The 19221-nt window shown below is 66.6% G+C and carries 12 protein-coding genes; 4 read left to right on the top strand and 8 right to left on the bottom strand.

What is annotated here, in order from left to right:
* The first annotated feature begins 284 nt into the window (after nucleotides 1-284).
* Together Poly30_RS17675 and Poly30_RS17670 are read left to right on the top strand one after the other, a co-directional pair.
* The gene (locus Poly30_RS17675; protein ID WP_419190322.1) at nucleotides 285-944 is read left to right on the top strand and encodes an ECF-type sigma factor; all 660 of its coding nucleotides are present in this window, start codon (nucleotides 285-287) and stop codon (nucleotides 942-944) included.
* Complete coding sequence (locus tag Poly30_RS17670; protein ID WP_145200106.1) at nucleotides 941-4018, top strand: serine/threonine-protein kinase; 3078 nt, start codon at nucleotides 941-943, stop codon at nucleotides 4016-4018. Before Poly30_RS17675 ends, Poly30_RS17670 begins: the two co-directional genes overlap by 4 nt.
* 47 nt (nucleotides 4019-4065) lie before the next feature.
* Here Poly30_RS17670 and Poly30_RS17665 read toward each other — a convergent pair whose 3' ends face one another.
* Both Poly30_RS17665 and Poly30_RS17660 read right to left on the bottom strand, forming a co-directional pair.
* On the bottom strand, nucleotides 4066-5265 hold the full coding sequence (locus Poly30_RS17665; protein WP_145200103.1) for a hypothetical protein: 1200 nt from the start codon (nucleotides 5263-5265) through the stop codon (nucleotides 4066-4068).
* 570 nt (nucleotides 5266-5835) lie between these two features.
* Complete coding sequence (locus Poly30_RS17660) at nucleotides 5836-7935, bottom strand: RNA polymerase sigma factor (RefSeq protein ID WP_419190321.1); 2100 nt, start codon at nucleotides 7933-7935, stop codon at nucleotides 5836-5838.
* Between the two features lie 330 nt (nucleotides 7936-8265).
* Here Poly30_RS17660 and dinB point away from each other — a divergent pair, with 330 nt between their 5' ends.
* Entirely contained in the window at nucleotides 8266-9504 is a 1239-nt protein-coding gene (gene dinB / locus Poly30_RS17655) for a DNA polymerase IV (protein ID WP_145200097.1), read from the top strand.
* 232 nt (nucleotides 9505-9736) lie between these two features.
* Here the strand turns inward: dinB and Poly30_RS17650 are convergent, their stop codons facing one another.
* The 6 genes from Poly30_RS17650 to Poly30_RS17625 all read right to left on the bottom strand — a co-directional run bounded on the left by Poly30_RS17650 (nucleotide 9737) and on the right by Poly30_RS17625 (nucleotide 17727).
* The gene (locus Poly30_RS17650; RefSeq protein WP_145200094.1) at nucleotides 9737-10720 is read right to left on the bottom strand and encodes a hypothetical protein; all 984 of its coding nucleotides are present in this window, start codon (nucleotides 10718-10720) and stop codon (nucleotides 9737-9739) included.
* 590 nt (nucleotides 10721-11310) lie between these two features.
* On the bottom strand, nucleotides 11311-11595 hold the full coding sequence (locus Poly30_RS17645) for a 4a-hydroxytetrahydrobiopterin dehydratase (protein ID WP_145200091.1): 285 nt from the start codon (nucleotides 11593-11595) through the stop codon (nucleotides 11311-11313).
* On the bottom strand, nucleotides 11592-12203 hold the full coding sequence (locus Poly30_RS17640; protein WP_145200088.1) for a lipocalin family protein: 612 nt from the start codon (nucleotides 12201-12203) through the stop codon (nucleotides 11592-11594). Before Poly30_RS17640 ends, Poly30_RS17645 begins: the two co-directional genes overlap by 4 nt.
* A 52-nt stretch (nucleotides 12204-12255) precedes the next feature.
* Entirely contained in the window at nucleotides 12256-14973 is a 2718-nt protein-coding gene (gene polA, locus Poly30_RS17635) for a DNA polymerase I (protein ID WP_145200085.1), read from the bottom strand.
* A gap of 92 nt (nucleotides 14974-15065) precedes the next feature.
* Nucleotides 15066-16358, bottom strand: coding sequence for an endonuclease I family protein (locus Poly30_RS17630; protein ID WP_145200082.1), 1293 nt, complete (start codon nucleotides 16356-16358; stop codon nucleotides 15066-15068).
* 181 nt (nucleotides 16359-16539) lie between these two features.
* Entirely contained in the window at nucleotides 16540-17727 is a 1188-nt protein-coding gene (locus Poly30_RS17625; protein WP_145200079.1) for a hypothetical protein, read from the bottom strand.
* A 377-nt stretch (nucleotides 17728-18104) separates the two neighbouring features.
* Between Poly30_RS17625 and Poly30_RS17620 the strand changes: the two genes are divergently transcribed.
* The gene (locus Poly30_RS17620; RefSeq protein WP_419190320.1) at nucleotides 18105-19163 is read left to right on the top strand and encodes a DUF368 domain-containing protein; all 1059 of its coding nucleotides are present in this window, start codon (nucleotides 18105-18107) and stop codon (nucleotides 19161-19163) included.
* The last annotated feature ends 58 nt before the right edge of the window (nucleotides 19164-19221 follow it).

The following is a 19221-nucleotide window of genomic DNA, read 5'->3' as shown; positions in this document are numbered from 1 at the left end:
GGGTGACGCCACGCTACGAAGTGCTGGCGTGGCGTGCAGCCTTTTGGCCGTGGGGCGGGGCTTTTTGAAGGCCAGGAGTCTGCGCCACAGGCCGACTCGGCGGAAGCTCAGAAATTCTTGGCGGGGTTCGAAGCTGGATCACGGGGACCTTCCTGCCCGTTTCGCGCGACCCCGCCCGCTTTCTCCAGCCTCTCCAATCCCCGATGATCGCTTCGCCTCTGAAGGCCCTCGGCACCAGGTCGACTCGAGTCCCGCGTCCGGGTCACTTTGCTAGAGTCGAGGGTATGTCCTTTCCCCCTGATGTGACCTTGCTGCTGCACCGGTTCCAGGCGGGCGACACCGAGGCCGCGGAGGCTCTGGTTCCCCTGGTGCACGCGGAGCTGCATCGACTGGCGCACCGTGCCCTGGCTCGGATCCCTGCGGGGCAGACCTTGCAAACCACCGCTCTCCTGAACGAGGCGTGGCTGAAGATCGAGCGAACCCGCGGGCTGGAGATGGAAGGGCCTCAAGGGGAGCCAGAGCAGACGTACGCAAGTCGCGAGCACTTCCTCGCGGTGGCCGCCAGTGCGATGCGTTCCATCGTGATCGATCGAGCGCGAAGCCGGGGCGCCGAGCGGCACGGAGGCACCCACCAGCGAGTGGATCTGGACGAGGTCGTGGATCTCATGGAGGCTCGAGTGTCGGACCTTCTCGGCCTCGACGAAGCCTTGAAGGAACTGGCAGAGGTCAGGCCCGAGCTGGCGCGCGTCGTGGACCAGCGCTTCTTCGCCGGCATGAAGCACCCCGAGATCGCGCGGGTCGAGGGCGTTCCCCTGCGGACGGTGGAGAGGAACTGGCGCACGGCACGAGCTTGGCTTCAGGCAAGACTATCGCCGGAAGGGAGATCAGAAGAGAGATCAGAAGAGGGATCGCAGCAAGGAACGGCCATGGGTCCAGGGGAATGACCACCAACCGGACGGAGGAGGCTCTCCACATCTTCGAACGCGTGCTCGACCTCGACGAGTGCGAGCGAGCCCTTCTGATCGAGGAGGCCTGCGGCGGGGATGACTCGCTGCGCCGGGAGGTCGTGCGCATGCTGGACGCGGACTCCCGCGCGGGCTTTCTGGATCTCGACGCAGCGTCCGGTTCCAGCGCCGTACCCACGCTGCCAGCGAGTCATCGCGAAGGCGAGACGATCGGACCGTTTCGCATTCGCCGCACGCTTGGGTCGGGCGGGATGGGCATCGTCTACGAGGCGGAGCAGCAGTATCCGCGCCGTCGCGTGGCGCTCAAGATGCTCCCAGCCAGCTTCGTGCGGCCAGGGGCCGAGCTCCGATTCCGGACCGAGATCGAACTCGTCGCCAGGCTCGATCACCCAGGCGTCGCTCGCGTTCTGCAAGCGGGCGTGCACACATCCAGCTCCGGGGTGGAGCAGCCGTACTTCGCCATGGAGTTCGTGCCGGGCGCGCAGGACCTGATCGCCTGGGGCAGGGAACGGAGCCAGCGTGAGCGACTGGAGGCGTTCGTGCTCGTCTGTGATGCGATCCAGCATGGCCACCAGAAGGGCGTCGTCCACCGCGATCTCAAACCAGCGAACGTTCTCGTGGGTGAGACGGGCATCCCGAAGGTGATCGACTTCGGAGTGGCTCATGCGGTGGACGGGACGGGGGAGCTCCATACGCGCCTGACGCAGGCGGGCGAGATCGTCGGCACGCTTCAGTACATGGCGCCCGAGCAGCTCGACGGCTCACGCAAGATCGATACGCGAACGGACGTGTATGCGCTCGGGCTCCTCATGTACGAGCTGATGTGCGGCCACGCGCCCTACGAGTTCACGGGACGCTCGCTCACCGATATCGCCATGATGATACGCGATCAGCCGCCTCGGCCGATCCGTGAGTCGAGCGAGACCGTGCCGGACGAGGTGGGCTGGATCATCCTGCGCGCCGTCGAGAAGGATCCGGACCGGCGCTACTCCAGTGCCTCCGAGCTCTTGGCGGACATCCAGCGGTTCCTGGACCACCGTCCCGTCGAGGCCGGCAAGCCGGGTCTTGGCTACACGCTGGCCAAGTTCGTGCGGAGGCACCGTGTCGCTTCGGCTGCGGCCGTTCTCGTGCTGCTCTCGATCGTTGGCGGAGCAGGCGTTGCCTTGGCAGCGATGGTCCGCGCGAACGACGAAGCCGATCGGTTTCGTTCGATCAACCGTGTGCTGACAGGGATGTTCGAGGACGTTCGCGTCGAAGACGGGGGAGCCGATATTCGAGCGGAGGAACTTCTCGATCGTGCAGCGGAGCGGGTGGGGGAGTTCGGCGATCGGCCGGGTCTGGAGGCGGACCTGCGCCTCACGCTGCTCAAGAGCTACTCGAGCCTGGAGCTCCATGAACCCACGGTGCGTGAGGCTCGCCGAACGCTGGAGCTCGCCCGGGAACTCGAACCCCAGGACGAAATCGCTGCCGCCTATCGGCTCGCGCGTGGGCTCGCGAAGCTCGATCGCTTCGGCGAAGCGCGCGAGGTGGCCGATCGCTACCTCGACGAGTGGCTCCCGGCGCATCCCCAGATCCCGCCGGCCGCGGTCTACTCGATGCGCCACGTCTCCTCGCTGATCGCGCGCGGCGAGGGAAAGGTGCGCGAGGCGACCCAGCAGCTCGAAGCTCTCCTGGTCGAAGTCCGCGAGGAGGGCGGGGCCAGTACGAACCTCCACTCCAACGTCGAGATGAGCCTGCTCCAATCCCTGCTCGACGGAGGCCAGTACCGGGAGGCAGAGCGGCTGGCCCGCAGGCGGCTCAAGCGCTTCGATGAGCGGGGACGCAGCGAGCATCAGTGGTTCCTCTCGCGGTGGCTGCACGCGAAGAGCCTCCACAAGCTGAGCCGGGACGACGAGGCCCAGGAGATCATGGAGTCACTCCTCTCCGATGTGCGGGAGCTGTATGGCGCCGAGCACGAGCGGACGCGGCTCCTCCTGCACGACCTGGCGGACGTGTACATCGCGACCGCGCAGGAGCGCAAGGCGATTCCGCTTCTGGAGGAGCTGGCCCGCGTCAGCGAGGAGCACCACGGACCGACGCATTCGGAGACGCTTCTGGTCCAGGCGAGTCTCGCTCGTGCTCTGGCAGAGATCGGGGAAGAGGAGGGTGTGGACCTCCTTCGCGAAGCGGTGAACACGAGGGCGGCGATGTTTGGACCCGGCGATCCCAGGACCCTGGAGTCGCTCTTCCGGCTCGGCCGTATCCTGCGCCAATCGAATCGGCTCGACGAAGCCGAGCCGGTGCTGGTGGAACTGCACGAACGGTCTCTGGCGGTCTTCACCGACGCGGACGAACCGCTCCACCGCGGAACCGCCGAGCTGGGGCAGCTTCGCCTGAATCAGGGGCGGTTCGCCGAAGCGTCCGCGCTCTTGGGGGTCGCGTGGCGCGGCTACCAGCGGCATTCGGGCGAGCTGGCGCCGGTGACGCTGGCTGTCGGGAACAACTACGCAGGCAGTTTGCTCGAGCAAGAGCTGTGGGAGGAGAGCAGCGAGGTCTTCATCGATGTGCTCTCGGGTATCCAGCGAGCCGTCGCGCCGAGCGATCCGAGGATCCTCGCGTGCATCATCAATCTCGCCACGTGCCACGCGCGCCGCGGAGAGCATCGCCTGGCGCTGAAGCGTTTCGCCGATGGGCTGGACTGGGCGACAGAGCATCTGCCCCAAGGGAATCCCCGTCGACTGAGGTTGCTCGATGCCGTGGGCAGCCAGCTCGTCGAGCTAGGCCGCGCCGAGGAAGCCGTGGCGCTCTACCGCGAACTGATGCAATCGACTGAGCTGAATCCTGAGCTCGAGCCCCTGACCCGTTCGGAGTTTCGGCTGGGCTTTGCGAACTCTCTGGTGGCAGCCGGCCGCTTCGACGAAGCCGTCGAGGAACTCGAAACGTTGACAGAGATCGAGGAAGCGCGCGTCGGGGATCCAGAGTCGGCATGGCTGAAGGAACTCGAGGCCAAGCGCGAGGACGCCAGGGCGAAGCGAGACGCGACCGCCGCCAAGCCGAGGAGCCAGGGTGGCTGAGGGCCTGAGCCACAGTGGCTCAGGCCCTCAGTCACCCACAGCACGGATCAGCGTACGATCAGGGCCACCGAGTTCGACATGTCGGTAGCACCGCCTGCGACGGTGGCGGAGGTCTGCAGGAAGACCACTGTGCCACGCGGCCAGGCTGCCGGGATCGGGAAGGTGAGCGTCTGCACTCCCGTGGGACTCATCGATCCGAGTGAGGCGAGACGGCCGATGTCCACCAGGCGCTCCAGGCTCGTGTTCGGTTGGGCCACGACCAGTGGACGTCTGCCGAACAGCAGTCGGCCGCTGCTACCGGGCTCTGAGCGCACCGCCAGCTGCACGGATGAGCCAGCGGTCAGTGCGCCCGCGCCCTGCTGGAGCGACGGCAAAGGGATGGAGTTCTCCAGGGTGGCGCCGCCGGAGAGGCTGTTGGTGTAGTAGGTCGTTTGCCAGAAGGAGTGCTGCCCGCCGCTTGCATCGAGGTAGTAGCCATTGCGGCCATAGGTCGGCAGCCAGGGGTACCCGTCGTTCGTGCCTCCGATTCCCGGGCTCAGCGCGCATCGGACCACCCGGGCCTCACTTTCGTTTCGGGAGTGAATGCAGTCTCCGCCTGCTGGGGGAATCGCGCCGATCACATCGTCGTTGTCGCCCCCTTCCTCGCCGCGGATGTCGCAGTTCAACGCGTGGAAGAACGATCCGCCAGTGAGCTCGACGGCATGACGCCCTTGCACGTAGTTGTTGGCCTTGGTGTAGCCTCCGAGGAGGCTGTCGGTGACCTGAACGCGAGAGCTATTGATCTCCAGCGCTGAGAAGCTGTTCTGGGTCGAGTGGTCGATGGCGCGCAGCCGAACGTCGGCGCACCGATCGATCGTCAGGCGACCGCTTACGCCGCGGAGCTTGAGGTCTTCGATGAGGACCGTGCCCTCGCAGTCTCGCACTTCCATGGAGCGCGTGTGGAAGCCTGCGACGACCATCCAGTCACCTTCGTCGACGCCGGTGATCGTCGCGGTCGAACTGAGCACGACGTGGCCGAGAGAGATGATTCGGGCCGCGCGGGTGGCGGCGAAGGGAGCGTAGCCGCCGGGCCTCACCTCGATGACGTCGAAGGGCCCTGCCACATCGAGCGCAGGTTGGATCTCAAGGAAATCGGAACCGGGGCCGCCGTTGACGTCGACGACATACGTCGTCTGGGCATCGGACTGGGGAACGAGAGCTGAGGCAGCGAGAAGAAGACTCGCGAGGGGAAGGATGCTGGTTTTCATAGGTGACCCCGAACGGATGGACAGGAAAGGGACGTGGTCCTGTCTGCGGAGCGCTCGGAGCCTTCACGGTTTTGTTCGTCTTCACAGGAAGTTTCTTGCCTCCTCAGCCCAACATCGCCAACAAACCTCCCTTTAGAGCCGGAAATCGGAACCTTAGCCAAATTCACCATCCACCTTGCAACAGCATCCTCGGCCGACCTTTCCCACCGGCCCACTCGCACTCCGCGCCCCCGAATCTTCCACTCATCCCTTCCAAGGCCCAAGGTCTTGTCGTTCATTACGACGGGTCCTTGGAGGAATCTGTGGGACGGGTGCGCCGCATTCACGTGACTGACAAGGGCTTGCGGCTTCGGGCCTGGGGCTTGGGGGGAAGGCAATCTGCTGGGTTGCTGGGCTGCTACCAATGCAACCAAGGAAGCGGGAGGAGCGGGAGGTGGGGAGGCGCGGCGGCCTTGGGAGGGATGGGGAGTTGTCAGGGGGCGAGCTTGGCCCTGGCCCACGCGTTGTGACGGGGAGGCAAGAGTGGGAGGTTTGGGGGCGCGGAGTGGGAGTCGGCCGGCAGAAGCTTCCTCACTTCATGTTGACCGTCAGGTCCGCGGCGGAACCATCCCAGGGGGCTTCACCGAACATCATCGGCGGATCGCCCTTCTTCATGTGCTCCAGCGTGAAGCGATAGCGTTCGCCTTCCGGAAGGCGCCCCAGCTTCAGGGTGACGCGTCCCTCGGCGTCCGTCTTCCAGAAGCCAGCACCGGGCCGCTGGTGGAACTGGGAGGGAAGCACCTGCATGATGAATGCCCGATCCCTCACGGGCTCGCCGTCCTTCAGGACGAGGACGCGGCGCTCGATCAGGTCCAGGTCCACATGGAGCGTCTGCTCGCCGCCTGCCTGCAGGGCAGGCTGGTTGACGAGCGCAAGCCAGCCTTGGCCGCGAATCCAGAGCGTATGGGCCGCTCCGGGGTCGACGCTGGCCGGGCCGAGTCGCCCGCCCTTGCCGAGGAGAATCTGTCCGTTCAGGTCCATCCTGCCCATGAAGGCCGCCTGGACGCTGTCTTCTCGTTCCACGGCGTCGCCAAGGTCGAGCGTGAGGCGCACCGGCTCGAGCTTCTCCTTCGGTTCTGCCTTCGGCTTCGGCCTGGGCGGCGGCTCGAGCTGGGGCAGATTCGAGAAGTCGAACTCCTCTGCCGAGCGCTTCTTGGCCGCCTCCACCTCCGCGTCGGACCAGACGATGTCGATCTCGCGGGTCTCACCAGGCACGACCTCCACGAGCGGCCCCGCCACCCAGCCCACGTCCTTCACGCGGTAGTTGAGCTGGGACTTACCCGGGACGAGATTCTTGAGCTCGAAGCTTCCGTCCTTGGGATCGATCTTGAAGCCAGGCCCGAAGCTGACCGGGATCCCTCGAACGCGGCCGGGCGCCATGAGCTGCAGGGCGTAGCGCTTCCCGAGGATCGGATTCCCTGCTCCGTCGACGAGCCGCCCTCGCAGTTGTCCTGACCGGTAGAAGCGGATCGGCTCCAGCGTTTCTTCGGTCCCCTGCTCCATGCCGTTCCACTCCTTCCCCACGCGAACATATCCCTCCAGGGAGAACGTCAGCGCGAGGAACGTATTCGGAGGCGGCGTGAACGAAACGTCGACCTTTCCCTCCCCGTCGACGACGCCGCTCTGGTGCTCCCATCCCCCGGGTGGGTTCTTCCCGACGGCGGCGATCAGGCGCCAGCTGGCGCCGATCGCGGGTGTTCCGTCGGGTAGCAACACCTGTGCGCGGACCCGGCACTTCGGGGGCGCCTTCGGCTCTTCGTCCTGAGCGCTCGCGACAGGCTCGGGGTCGCCGGCCGCCGTGGCAGCGGCCGCGAGCCTCGGCTGTTCACGGGTGGCCTTCGGCCGCGCAGGCGGTGGGGGCAGCGGCTCCAAGGCTCCGGTGGAGGTGTCGGTGGCGCTTCCAACGGTGGAAGGCACCCCGGGGTTCAGCGATGGTGACGAAGCGGCGATGGCCGGCCCAGAAGACTGCGAAGCAAGCTCCGTTCCCGCGCTTCGAAGAAGGACCGCCGTTCCAACGGAGGAAGCCACACAGACCGCCGCCACCCAGCCCACGATCGCTGCCGTCGAGAGACCCGTTGCCGCAGGCTTCTTGGATTCGAAAGCGAGGGGCGCGAGCACCGCGAGCCATGCGCGACGGTCGCCGCCGTGCTGCGCGTCGAGCGTGGTGCGAAGCGACTCCAGCCCGCGCACGATTCGATCGGACGCGGTGGACTGGGCCACGTTCATTTGCCTGGCCACCTCGGTCACCGTAAGGTCCTGGACGAAGCGCAGGTACAGCGTCGTGCGAATCGGCTCATCGAGAGCGAGCAGCGCCTCGGTGGCTCCCTGCCGTAGCTGGAGGTCGGCCACCACCTCGTCCGTGGCCGGGGCCAGGGCGACGCCGCGGCTCCTGACCTCACTGGCGTGGGCGCTTTGCCGTGCGTCGGCACGCAGTTTCTCCCTGCGGAGGTTCCGCAGGACGCCACCGAGCCACGAGGAGGAGTCCGCGACCGGCGCCTTCCGGGCCAGCTCCGCCATCCAGGCGTCCTGGACGGCGTCCTCCGCGAAGGAGGGATCATGGAAGAGGCGGCGCGCCATCCGGCGCAGCCAGTCGTCTTGTTCGAGGATCGCTTGCATGTCTTCGGGTCTCATGGGGTTCGTTCGGTGGTCCGAATTCGATTCGACGGGCCGGATGGGTAGCCGGTCATTTCGACCCTGATCGGGAGCGCGGATCCATCGGTGAATCTTGGTGAATCGCGATGGCGCCGCCTCATTCTCGCCCATTCCCGTGGTTCAGGGCCCTCCTGGCGGAGTCTCCCGCCGGTATGGAGCATGTTGGGCCCCATGAACCCGGCGCTTCGGTTGCGGGCTCCAGATGAGTTCGTGAGACTGGCGGGTGCGACGAGCCGGTGAAACCGTCCGATCCCGGACCCGCTGGGGGCGGCCGCCTCGGATGTGAATCACGACTCCTCTTCTTCGCCCATGCCACCCAAGACGCCGCTCTCGATCCTCCATGTGGACATGGATGCGTTCTACGCGTCGGTGGAGCTGCGCGACAACCCCTCGCTGGCGGGGCTGCCCGTCTGCGTCGGCGGGCCCGCCGCGAGCCGCGGGGTGATCGCGGCGGCAAGCTACGAGGCTCGGCGCTTCGGTGTGCACTCGGCGATGCCGACGGCGACTGCGCGGAGACTCTGCCCTGACCTCGTCGTCTTGCCGCCGGATTTCGACAAGTACACGTCGGTCTCGAAGGAGATCATGGCGATCTTCCGTCGATATACGCCGATCGTCGAGCCGCTCTCGCTCGACGAGGCGTTCCTCGACGTGGCAGGTTCGGAGCGGCTCTTCGGAGACGCGATCGAGATCGGTCGACGCATCAAGGACGACATCCTTCGAGAGACCGGACTCGTCGCCTCGGTCGGAGTGGCTCCGACGAAGTTTCTGGCCAAGCTCGCTTCCGACATCGACAAGCCCGACGGCTTCCGCGTGATCGAGCCCGACGAGGTGCGCACCGTGCTCGATCCTCTGCCCGTCTCCAAGATCTACGGCGTGGGGCCTCGCACGGCGAAGCGGCTGGAGATGCTCGGGATTCGAACCGTGGCGGAGCTCGCGAGTCTGCCGCGCCGCGACGTGGCGAAGCGCTTCGGTGCCTCGGGCATCTGGATCCACGACCTGGCCCACGGCATCGACGCGCGGCGCGTGACGGCGCGGCGAGAGGAGAAGTCCCATGGGATGGAGCGCACGTTCGCGGAGGACATCGTCGATCGCGAGGAGTTGCGCAACTACCTCTTCACGTTCTGTGAGGAGGTCGCGTTCTACCTGCGCGACAAGGGGCTGCGCGGGAAGACGCTGACGCTCAAGGCTCGCTTCAGCGACTTCAAGACGATCACCCGAACGAAGACCCTGGAGTTCCCGACCAATCTCGGGCCGCGTCTCTACTCGACGGCGCGCGAACTGCTCGAGAAAGTGCCCGCGAGGCCTCTGCGACTTCTGGGAATCCAGATCTCTCGTCTGGAGGACGTGCGCCAGGCGAACCAGGGCACGCTCTTCAACGGCTCGATGGCGGAGCCTTCGACCCGCCAGGACTACCTGAAGCAGAACGAGAAGCTCGCCCAGGTGACGCCGAGCCTCGACAAGCTCAGGAAGAAGTTCGGGAGAGGGACCGTCGTGCCCGCGAGCCTCCTGAACAAGAAGCCGCCCAAGGGGCGCGACGGGTCCGGTTAGACGCCATCGGGGTTGGGCGAGACGCCGCGAGCGTGGATCCTGGCGGTGCTCACGGGATCGCCTTCTGTGGCGCAGACTCCTGGTCTGGATGATTCTGGTCAGGAAGCCGCGGGCTGCGTCCCACGAGCTGAGGTGTCATGCACCGTTCGGCTTCGAAACGAGATCGGTTCGGCAGCAGCATCGTTGGCCCGGAAGCGCCCCGGCGATCATGACCGACCGGGGCTTCAGGCTCTCACGCGGCCTGCGTGGGTCGATCGTTCTCCGCCGCGCGGTTCGTAGCGCGGCTCAGCACGATGGACGGGCGGGGCGAGGCCATGGGCGCGGACTCCTCGAGGCTCGGGGGCGCCTGCTGGGGGATCGTCTGCGTGATCTCGGTGTGCGTGACGAGGGTATAGCGGCCCTCCGCCAGCGTGAGCGCGGTGACGCGGCCGCGGAACTTGCGTGCCGGTCCGCCGAGTCCGACGCGGCTGTCCGCGTGGTAAGTGTGACGCTCCCCGCGCAGGACCGACGCGAGGCCCGCGCCGAAGTCGCGGGCGCGCCCGTCGCCGATCGCAGCCGCGCGCTCGCAAACGGCGAGGTAGTTGACGCCGATGCCGGTGGTGGACGCCGTGCCGCCCGAAACGGCGGAAAAGACGCGCCAGGCTGCATTGACGGCGACGATCCGGCCGCGACCATCGAGGATGGCGGCGTGGCTCGGCAGCGAGTCGAGCGCCGTGGCGAGGCGGTCGAAGCGCGAGCCGCTGGGGACGGCGAAACCGGCTTCCGGAACGGAGGTGGGCTGGGCCTCACAGAGGTTGGCCGAGGCGAAAGACACAAGGAGCCGATCGCCCGATTCATCGGGGACCCGCTCCAGGGTGATCGTGGACTTGGTGGGGGTGGTGACGCTCGTTCCGCTCGTCGCGTGTCGCTGGAAGTCGATCTCGCAGCGATCGCCTTCGCCGGCCATCAGGCGGCGTAGCTGGGCATGCAGCGTTCCTGCGTCACGGCTCCCCATGAGAGCCGCCTGCGCGCACGCTGCCAGAAAGTCCACGCCTTCACCGATGCTACGCAGGGGCACGGGGTCCGAGGTGCGCGTGCCGCGCTGCCAGGGCGCGTTCGTGCGCTCGATCCGGCCGTCCGTCCCCAGGAGAGCGCAGCGGTCTGCCGTCGCGTCCATGGCAAAGGTGGCTTCGGAGACCGTCAGGAGGCTGGGGACGAGGCGCGGAGCTTGGGGCATGGGATGTCGGGCTGCCGCAGGGGCTGCCAAGGGGGTTCCTGGGGGCGCCAGGACCTTCCGGCGAGGAGGCCTGGGCGTGACTCCGAGGTATCGGTCGCTTCTTCCGATCCCTTTAGCCTGCATGATTCACGAGTTTGCTCCACCAGTGCGTTCAAACCGCGGCGTGGCAAGGAAGACGACCGAACGAAGCGGAGGCGGGCCCGTAGGCCCGTCGAGCATTCTGTGAGGGAGCCCGCGAAGCGGGCGGCAGCCAAAGGCTGCGGTCTGACGCCGCCACGGCGTGGTTTGGGCGTGCTGGTGGTGCAAACTCGTGAATCATGCAGGTTAGGATTCGCGGGCAAGGGCCCCTCAGGATTCGCGGGGGAGGACGCTGGATCCGGAGCCTCGGCGTCCATCGAAGCATCGGGGCCGGTGGAGTCTTCGGATGGAAGAACGCCTCGACGCGCAGATGCGCTTCCTCCTTCCTCCGAAGACCCGATGATCCGGACCAGGTGTCGGCGGAAGTGAGGGGCACCGCAGGAGATCCGATCTTCGGGTCTTGTCGGTCCTGTGCGTGACCGCATCACCACGAAAGACCCAGTACGCGATCCTCAGGGAGCGACCACGGAGTCCATGCCTCGGGCCAAGCGGAAGTCCCGCTCACTGATGCCGCCAGCGTCATGGCTGGTGAGGTGAACCTCGACCTCGTTGTAGACGTTGAACCACTCGGGGTGGTGGTCCTGTTCGTCGGCGAGCTTCGCCACCCGCGTCATGAAGGCGAAGGCCGCGCGAAAGTCCTCGAAGGTGAACTTCTTGTGGAGCTTGCCTTCATCGAGGGACCAGCCGTCGAGCTCTTTCAGCTCGCTCTCCACTTCGGATGCGTCGAGTCTCTTCATTCTTGCTCGCGCGTCCAGCGCGCCATGTCACCGCCCGCCTTGCTGACGGGATGTTCCGCGTCGGGCCAGCGCTGCGGCACACGCCGGACCTTCATCGGATCGTAGCCCATGCCTGTCAGGCGGCCAACGAGTTCGTCAAAGCGCTCGTCCGAGATCTGCGCCTCGCGCGTCATGATCCACGCGTAGTCGCGCTTGCGCCGGGCGACGATCGTCTCCGTGTACGCGTCGTCGAGGTACGCGATCAGGTACTCGGCCCGGAACGGCCAGATGAAGCGCATGCCCCACGTGGCGCCGGTCTCCTCGTTCTCGACGAAGCCCGTCGGCTCCATCGTTTCGAAGTCCGCGTCGAAGGCGCCCTCGCGGAAGACGTAAGTCGTGAGGATCTTGTTTGAGTCCCCGTCACGGGCGTAGGACTCGACGGCGTTGTAGGCGTCGTCCTCGGAGCCCGTGGGCACGTGACCCTGAACGTACCAGTCGCCCATGAAGCGGTCGACGTCGACGTGGGGGACCGTCGCCAGGGGCTTGAGGGGCGCACAGCCCGTGCCCAGCAGCGACATGGTGGCGAGGAAGGAGCCCGATAGAGCGGTGAGTATGGCTGACTGACGCATACCCGTGAATCGCACGGGAGCCGCGTGCGGATTCATCGGTCACCGCCATTCCTCAGTGCGCTTCCAGCCAGTTCTTCCCGTGGCCGAAGTCCACGTTCAGGGGGACGTCCAGCGCGACCGCGTTCTCCATCGCGTCCTTGACCATTTTCGTCGTCGCTTCCAGCTCCGATACCGGGACCTCGAGGACGAGTTCGTCGTGGACCTGGAGCAGGAGCTGTGCCTGCAGGTCCGATGCGTCTAGACGCTGGTCAAGATCGATCATCGCCTTCTTGATGATGTCGGCGGCGGAGCCCTGGACCGGCGTGTTCACCGCGGCGTTCTCGGCGGCGGCCCGCACGCGCTGGTTCGTCGAGTTCACGTCCGGCATCGGACGGCGGCGGCCCATCAGCGTCTCCACGTGGCCCGTCTCTCGCGCGCCTTCCAGGACACCGTCGATCCAGCCGCGCACCTTCGGGAAGGCCTCGAAGTAGCGCTCGATGAAGTCCTTGGCCTCGGGGACAGTGAGCCCCGTTTCGCGCGCGAGCCGCTGGGGACCCATGCCGTAAAGGAGGCCGAAGTTGATCGCCTTCGCCTGGCTCCGCATCGTCCGATCCACGTCCTCCTGCGCGACGCCGAAGACGAGCGACGCTGTCGATGCGTGAATGTCGCGGCCCTCGCGAAAGGCTTCCGCGAGCTTCTCGTCGCCCGAGAGATGCGCGAGGATCCGGAGCTCGACCTGGCTGTAGTCGGCTGCGAGCAGCACCCATTCGCCGTGCTCGTCCGGCTCGCGCGGCACGAAGGCGGCGCGCAGCTTGCGGCCGCGTTCGGTGCGCACCGGGATGTTCTGAAGGTTCGGATCGCTCGAAGAAAGGCGCCCCGTCGCGGCGACGGTCTGGCTGAACGAGCAGTGGATGCGGCCCGTCTTCGGGTTCACGAACGTCGGTAGCGCGTCGACGTACGTGTTCTTCAGCTTCATCACCTCGCGGTACTCCAGGAGGCGCTTCACGATCTCCACGTCTCCGTAGTTCTCGTTGAGCGTCGCCTGGTCGGTCGAGTAGCCGGTCTTCGTCTTCTTGACCCGCTTCACGCCCGCCTCGTCCTGGATCCGGAGCTTCTCGAACAGCACGAGGCCGAGGGCCTTCGGGCTGTTGACCTTCAGGCCCGGCTCGCCGGCGAGGCGCTTCACGTCCTCCTCGGCCGAGTCGATCTCCTTCATCAGCTCCTTGTCGAGAGCTTTGATGGCCGCCGTGTCGAGGCGGATGCCGCGCCGCTCCATCTTCGTGAGCACGCGCACGAGCGGCATCTCCAGTTCGTGGAAGAGTTTCTCGTTGTCCGTCTCCTCGAGGTCCTTCGAGAAGCGCTCGTAGAGCCGGAACGTGGCGTCGGCGTCTTCGCACGCGTATTCGGCGACCTCGTCGATCGGGATCTCCGCCATCGTCACCTGGTTCTTGCCCTTGCCGAGCAGCTGGCTCGTCGGGATCTTCGTCATCCCGAGTTCGACGAGCGCCATGTCGTCGAGGTTGTGGCGCCGCGCCGATCCGTGGATCGTGAACGACGCGACCATGGTGTCGAAGTAGGGCGGAGGTACGAAAATGCCGTGGGCGCCCATGACGAGGGCGTCGTACTTTTCGTTCTGGCCGATCCGGTAGAGTTCCGGGTCGGTCATCAGCGGACGGAGCGCGTCGAGGAGCGCCGCCGTGCCGCCTTCCAGGATCGGCTCCTTCGTGTTGAAGGGCACGTAGAACGCGCGTCCGCCCTCGGCGCAGAACGACATGCCGACGAGGTCGACCTCCAGGGACTTCAGCCCCGTGGTCTCCGTATCCCATGCGAAGGTGCCCGCCTCGGTGAGTTCTGCGATCATCGTTTCCAGGGCTTCCCTCGTCTCGACGATCACGTCTTCACGCTCGCCTGGACCGTCGGAATCGACGCTCGCGGCGACCTCGTCCATGAGGCTCCGGAAGTCGAGGCCCTGGAAGAGATCGCGGAGCGCGTTCACGTCGGGGGTCGCGGGGTGAATCGACTCGAAGCCCGGATCCAGCGGGACGTCCGTGTCGATCGTGACGAGTTCGAGGGAGAGCTCGAGCATCGCGCGATCGGCCTCGAGTTTCTCCTTGGTCTTGCCTTTGACCTCGTCGAGCCGCTCCAGCAGCGCGGGCACCGAGCCGAACTCCTGGATCAGCTTCTGCGCGCCCTTCTCGCCGATGCCCTTGACCCCGGGGATGTTGTCGGACGTGTCGCCCATGATGGCGAGCACGTCGATCACGTGGTCAGGCGTGGTGCCGAACTTGGCCTCGACCTCGGCGGGCCCCTCGATCACGAGATCGACCCCTGGCTTGAAGATGTTGTGCAGCTTCACGTGTTCGGAGACGAGCTGCATCATGTCCTTGTCGCCCGTGACGATGCGGACCTCATGGCCCGCCTCGGCGGCGCGGGTTGCCAGCGTGCCGATCACGTCGTCGGCCTCGTACCCGGGGATCTCGAAGAGCGGGATCCCGTGGGCCTTGATGACCTCGCGGATGTCCTCGAGCTGCTGGATCATCTCCTCGGGAGCGCGCTCGCGGGTCGCCTTGTACTCGGCGAACTTCTCGTGGCGGAACGTCGGGCCCTTGGCGTCCAGCGCCACGGCGACGAGGTCGGGCTTCTCCTCCCTGAGGATGCGCCGGAGCGCCATCGTGAAGCCGTAGACGGCGCCGGTGGGGCGCCCGTCGGCCGTGGAGAGGCCGGAGCGCATCATCGCGAAGTGCGACCTGTACGCGACGGCGGTGCCGTCGAAGAGGAAGAGACGAGACATGGCCTGTGAGGCTACGTCCTGTCTCCTCGGGAGCCAGACCCAAATGCCGCCAAAAACGCCGGGAGGCGGCGCGGGCGACCGCGCAGCAGCGCCTACTGCCAGGTCACGCGCCAGCCTTCCGTGAAGTTGCTCGTCGGCTGGCCGCCCACGGCGTCGCGGTACCAGGCCTGGAAGTGCCAGGTCTGGCCCGTGAGGGCCGCGACCGGACCCGTCGGCTGCGGCAGCGCGTTCGCGTCGACCGCCGTGGCGAACCCGCCGAAGAAGCCCGAGTTCAGGATCTGGCCGCCGACCACCCGGCCGATGCTGCCGGCGACGCAGAGGTTGCCGATCGATCCGCTCGGCTGCGCGACGAAGCCCGAGGTCTGGCTGGCGATGAAGTACCCGGCGGAGTTCAGCGGAAGCTGGGAGGCGATGAGGCGCAGATCGTTGGAGGCGATCGATACGCTGCCACGGCCTTCGATCGTCCCCGGCATGCCGGTCGAATTCGGCACGGCGGGGGAGCAATAGACCTCGCCCGGCTCGCACATCCCGAGGAAGAGGCAGTTCACCCATTCGGGGTGATCGACGAACGGATTGCGGTTGCCCTGGAAAGCGCCGACGACATCGTTGCGATCGCGCTCGAAGTCGTCGACGGGGTCCGCGGCGTGCCACTCGAGGAGAACCGAAAGGCGACCCATGTAGCCGAACGATTCGTTCTGGCCCGTGTTCGAGCCAGCGATGAGGCCGAGATTGTCCGTGAGGATCAGGTCGGGCTCCATCACTCCGGTGACGCCGTGGCTACCGCCCTCGTAGCGCACGTCCGCGTACAGCATCGCGCGGGCGATGTCGCCGCGGCGGAAGGGGCTGACCTCGAAGATCCCGGACGTCGTCCAGTTCGAGTTCCCGGGGTAGGTGCCGGTGCCGCCGCCGACGCCGTTGTTGAGGTCCGTGGGCAGCTCCGTGCAGCCGCCGCCGCAGTAGGCGAAGGGCTTGTTGCTTCGGTTGCCGTTGTAGGTGCCGTTGCAGAGGAACAGCAGGTGGCAATCGGTGTAGGGCATGTTGCTGCCGTCGTCGTCGGGGAAGCCGTAGGACTTCGGCCAGCTGTGCTCCCGCTCGTAGTTGGTGTTGCCGCCGCTGACCTTGGCGTAGCTCGCGTTGCGGTAGATGTCGATGATCCGGGCTGCGTTGCTCGGGTCCTCCTGGGCCGCCTCCAGGACGTTCCAGGTGTCGGTGGCGCTGCTCGTGTAGGGGAAGCGCGTGTGGTCGTCGATCACCGCGTGGAGCGTCGCGCGCAGGGTGGCCTGGGACGAGGTGTCCACCGTGTCGTAGTAGCCGAGCGGGGGGTCGGCGGGGAGCGCGCAGGCCAGGCCGATGGCGGTGAATCCAGTGAGGTGAGCGATGCGCATGGGAGCTGGGCCGGGGACGGAGAGTGCGATGATGTGGAGCAGCAGAGGGGCGGCAAAAGACGACGCGGGGCCTTCCTGATCTGGATGGCCCCGCGTCGGTAGAGGGCCCTGACTAAAGGATAGCCAAGGGCCTATGGGTGGGTGCCGCCGGATCGAACTCCGATCCCGCGCGGCGAATCGATCACTGGAAGGTGATCGAGAGACCCTGGGTGAAGTTCGACGTGGCCGAACCGCCAACCGAGTCGCGGAACCAGGTCTGGAAGTTCCAGGTGTCGCCCGCGATCGTCGCGACCGGGCCCGTCGGGCTCGGGATCGCGCTGAGGTCGATGGTCAGGGAGAACATGCCCGTCACGCCGGAGTTCTTGATCTGGCCCGGACCGACGTAGCGTCCCACGGAGCCCGAGAGGCAGAGGTTGCCCGAGCTGCCGCCGGGGTTCATCGCGAAGCCCTGGTCTCGGCTGACGATGAAGAAGCCGAAGGCGGTCGTCGGAAGGCTGGAAGCGGTGAGCGTGACGTCGTTGGTCGCGACCGTCGTGCTGCCGACGGCGCCGAGTGCGCCGGCGACGCCGGTGCTGTTGGCGTTGGCCATGCAGTAGTTGACGCCGAGGCCGCCGAAGCCGCCGCAGGTGCCAGCGGAGCCCTGCGTACCGCAGGTCGTCGTCGGGTTGACGGCGCCCGGAGTCTCGTCGACGTAGATCCCGGCGGCAGCGACGGAACCGAAGTTCAGGAAGAAATCGGTGCACCAGTCACCCGGGCAGCCGCCGTTGCGGAAGACGCCGGGGGGCAGGAAGTTGCCGTCCGGGCCGAAGACCGGAGCGTTGTCGAAGAAGAGGTCGCCGACGTCGCCGTCCCAGATCCCCACGGCGTCGAGGATGGTCACGCCCGGGTCGGTGGCGATGCGCGTCGTGGTCATCGAGCCCACCGGATCCGTGATGTCCGTGCCATTCCAGATGGTGGTGATGTCGCTGCGAAGGGTCGCGTCGGGCACGTTGACGAGGTAGAGCGTGAGGCTCGAGTTTTCGAAGAGGTTGTCGCCGGCGGGCAAGAAGTCGATCACGCCGGTGCCGAACGCCGCGTCCGCTTCCGCGCTACCCACGACGAAGTAGGTGTCGGTGGCGCCGAAGAAGTTGCCCGAGAGGTCGTACGCCTGATCCAGGTTGCCGGCGCCGCCCGTGGAACCACCGGGGTCACCTTCGACGACGAGGAGCATCAGCCCGTCCGTGGACTGGCCGGGGGTGCCGAGGATCTCGACGAACTCCCGGTCGACCCCCGAGGTGCTGACGCAAACCTCGGTCATGACCTGGGCATTGGCGGCGGAAGCGACGAAGAGTGCGCTCGCGACCGGAAGGAAAGTCTTGGAAAGCTTCATGGGGTTGCTGTGGCCTCGAAAGGAAGAGGAGGAAAGCAGGTGGCTCGAAACTCGAGCTGGAGGAGAAGAGATCGCCCTGGGCTGGCCGCTCGTATCGGGCAGCCCTCGCCGAGGAGCGTTCAGGGCGCTCAGCGGCTTTTGACGCGAGCACTATAGGGCTCTCCTCGTTTGTAAAGATCAAGCGCCCGTGAAACCGCGTCGAGCTCTCGGGATCGTCACCCTTTCGAAACACCGATCCCGGAATCGTGATCCGGGCCGAGAAGTCCTCGATTCTGATGCGCCAGGACAGCATGGTCGTCGATCGTTCTGCATGCGACGCTCCCTGGGAGTGTCTCTCATCGGGACTCTTCCGAGCCCATTCTCCCAGCTCTGCTGCCATGAAACCGACCCCCAGCTCCCCTGGCGACGCCAGCGTGAACGCTCCGGCGAGCCCCGTCCGGGCCTTTATCGGCGGAGTCCTCATGGGCCTCGCCAACCTCGTCCCGGGGATCAGCGGCGGCACCATGATCCTCGCGATTGGCCTCTATGATCGCTTCATCGGTGCGATCGCGGACGTCACGCGGCTGAAGCTCCGCCGCGAGACCCTCCTGTTCCTCCTGGCGCTGGGGATCGGGCTCGCGTCGGCCGTGCTCCTTCTTTCCGGTGTGGCCGTTCGCCTCGTCTCCGAGCACCGCTGGGCCATGTACGCCCTCTTCATCGGCATGACGCTCGGGGGCGCGCCCGAACTCCTGCAGCGTATGAAGCCCGTGCGCATCTCGGGGATCCTCGCCTTCGCCGCCGGGCTCGGCGTGATGGTCTGGTTTGCCTTCCAGTCCGGTAAGACCCAGCTGGGCACGGACATGCCGACCCTGATCGGCGTCGGCGCAGCCGGCGCGAGCAGCATGATCCTCCCCGGTATCAGCGGCAGCTACGTGCTCCTGATCCTCGGCATGTACGACACCGTGATCGGCGCGCTGTCGATCTCCGAAGTGCGGGAGGCGCCCATGGAGTCGCTCAGGATCATCGGACCGGTCGTGCTGGGCGCGGCCATCGGCATCGCGCTTCTCTCCAACGTCTTGAAGGCGGTCCTGACGCGTTTCTCGGGGCCGTCCCACGGAGCCCTGCTCGGCTTGCTCGTCGGCTCCGTGCTCGGCCTCTATCCGTTCCGTGAAGCCGTCCATCCCGAACTCTCGCACCGGCCCACGCGTAAGGCGATCGAAGCGGTCGTCCTCAAGGATCGAAGCGTCGCCGAGATCGCGGCCGCGGCGAGCGCGCTCAGCGAGACAGAGCTGGAGCAGCACGTTCAGACGTGGCGCGGTAAGTCGAAGGGCGAGATGAAGACCGCGAGCCTGGAGCTGCGACGCTTCGACCCGACGGGGCGACATATTGCCAGCGCGCTGGGGCTCTTTGTTCTGGGAGTGTTTCTGACGCGGCTCCTCGGACGGAAGTCTGCCTGAGTTCGGTGACCTCTCCAGGTGACAGTCGCGGCGCACTCCGTGACTCTCCTGGAGAGCA

The sequence above is a fragment of the Saltatorellus ferox genome (genome assembly GCA_007751475.1).
In the GTDB taxonomy this organism is placed as follows: domain Bacteria; phylum Planctomycetota; class UBA1135; order UBA1135.
Note: the sequence above shows the minus strand (reverse complement) of the source record. Positions and strands in the feature narration are given on the sequence as shown.

Bases quoted from the DNA above. Each gene is read 5' to 3' on its own strand.
- Poly30_RS17675 (WP_419190322.1), top strand. From the start codon at position 285: ATGTCCTTTCCCCCTGATGTGACCTTGCTGCTGCACCGGTTCCAGGCG.
- Poly30_RS17670 (WP_145200106.1), top strand. From the start codon at position 941: ATGACCACCAACCGGACGGAGGAGGCTCTCCACATCTTCGAACGCGTG.
- Poly30_RS17665 (WP_145200103.1), bottom strand. From the start codon at position 5,265: ATGAAAACCAGCATCCTTCCCCTCGCGAGTCTTCTTCTCGCTGCCTCA.
- Poly30_RS17660 (WP_419190321.1), bottom strand. From the start codon at position 7,935: ATGAGACCCGAAGACATGCAAGCGATCCTCGAACAAGACGACTGGCTG.
- dinB (WP_145200097.1), top strand. From the start codon at position 8,266: ATGCCACCCAAGACGCCGCTCTCGATCCTCCATGTGGACATGGATGCG.
- Poly30_RS17650 (WP_145200094.1), bottom strand. From the start codon at position 10,720: ATGCCCCAAGCTCCGCGCCTCGTCCCCAGCCTCCTGACGGTCTCCGAA.
- Poly30_RS17645 (WP_145200091.1), bottom strand. From the start codon at position 11,595: ATGAAGAGACTCGACGCATCCGAAGTGGAGAGCGAGCTGAAAGAGCTC.
- Poly30_RS17640 (WP_145200088.1), bottom strand. From the start codon at position 12,203: ATGCGTCAGTCAGCCATACTCACCGCTCTATCGGGCTCCTTCCTCGCC.
- polA (WP_145200085.1), bottom strand. From the start codon at position 14,973: ATGTCTCGTCTCTTCCTCTTCGACGGCACCGCCGTCGCGTACAGGTCG.
- Poly30_RS17630 (WP_145200082.1), bottom strand. From the start codon at position 16,358: ATGCGCATCGCTCACCTCACTGGATTCACCGCCATCGGCCTGGCCTGC.
- Poly30_RS17625 (WP_145200079.1), bottom strand. From the start codon at position 17,727: ATGAAGCTTTCCAAGACTTTCCTTCCGGTCGCGAGCGCACTCTTCGTC.
- Poly30_RS17620 (WP_419190320.1), top strand. From the start codon at position 18,105: ATGAAACCGACCCCCAGCTCCCCTGGCGACGCCAGCGTGAACGCTCCG.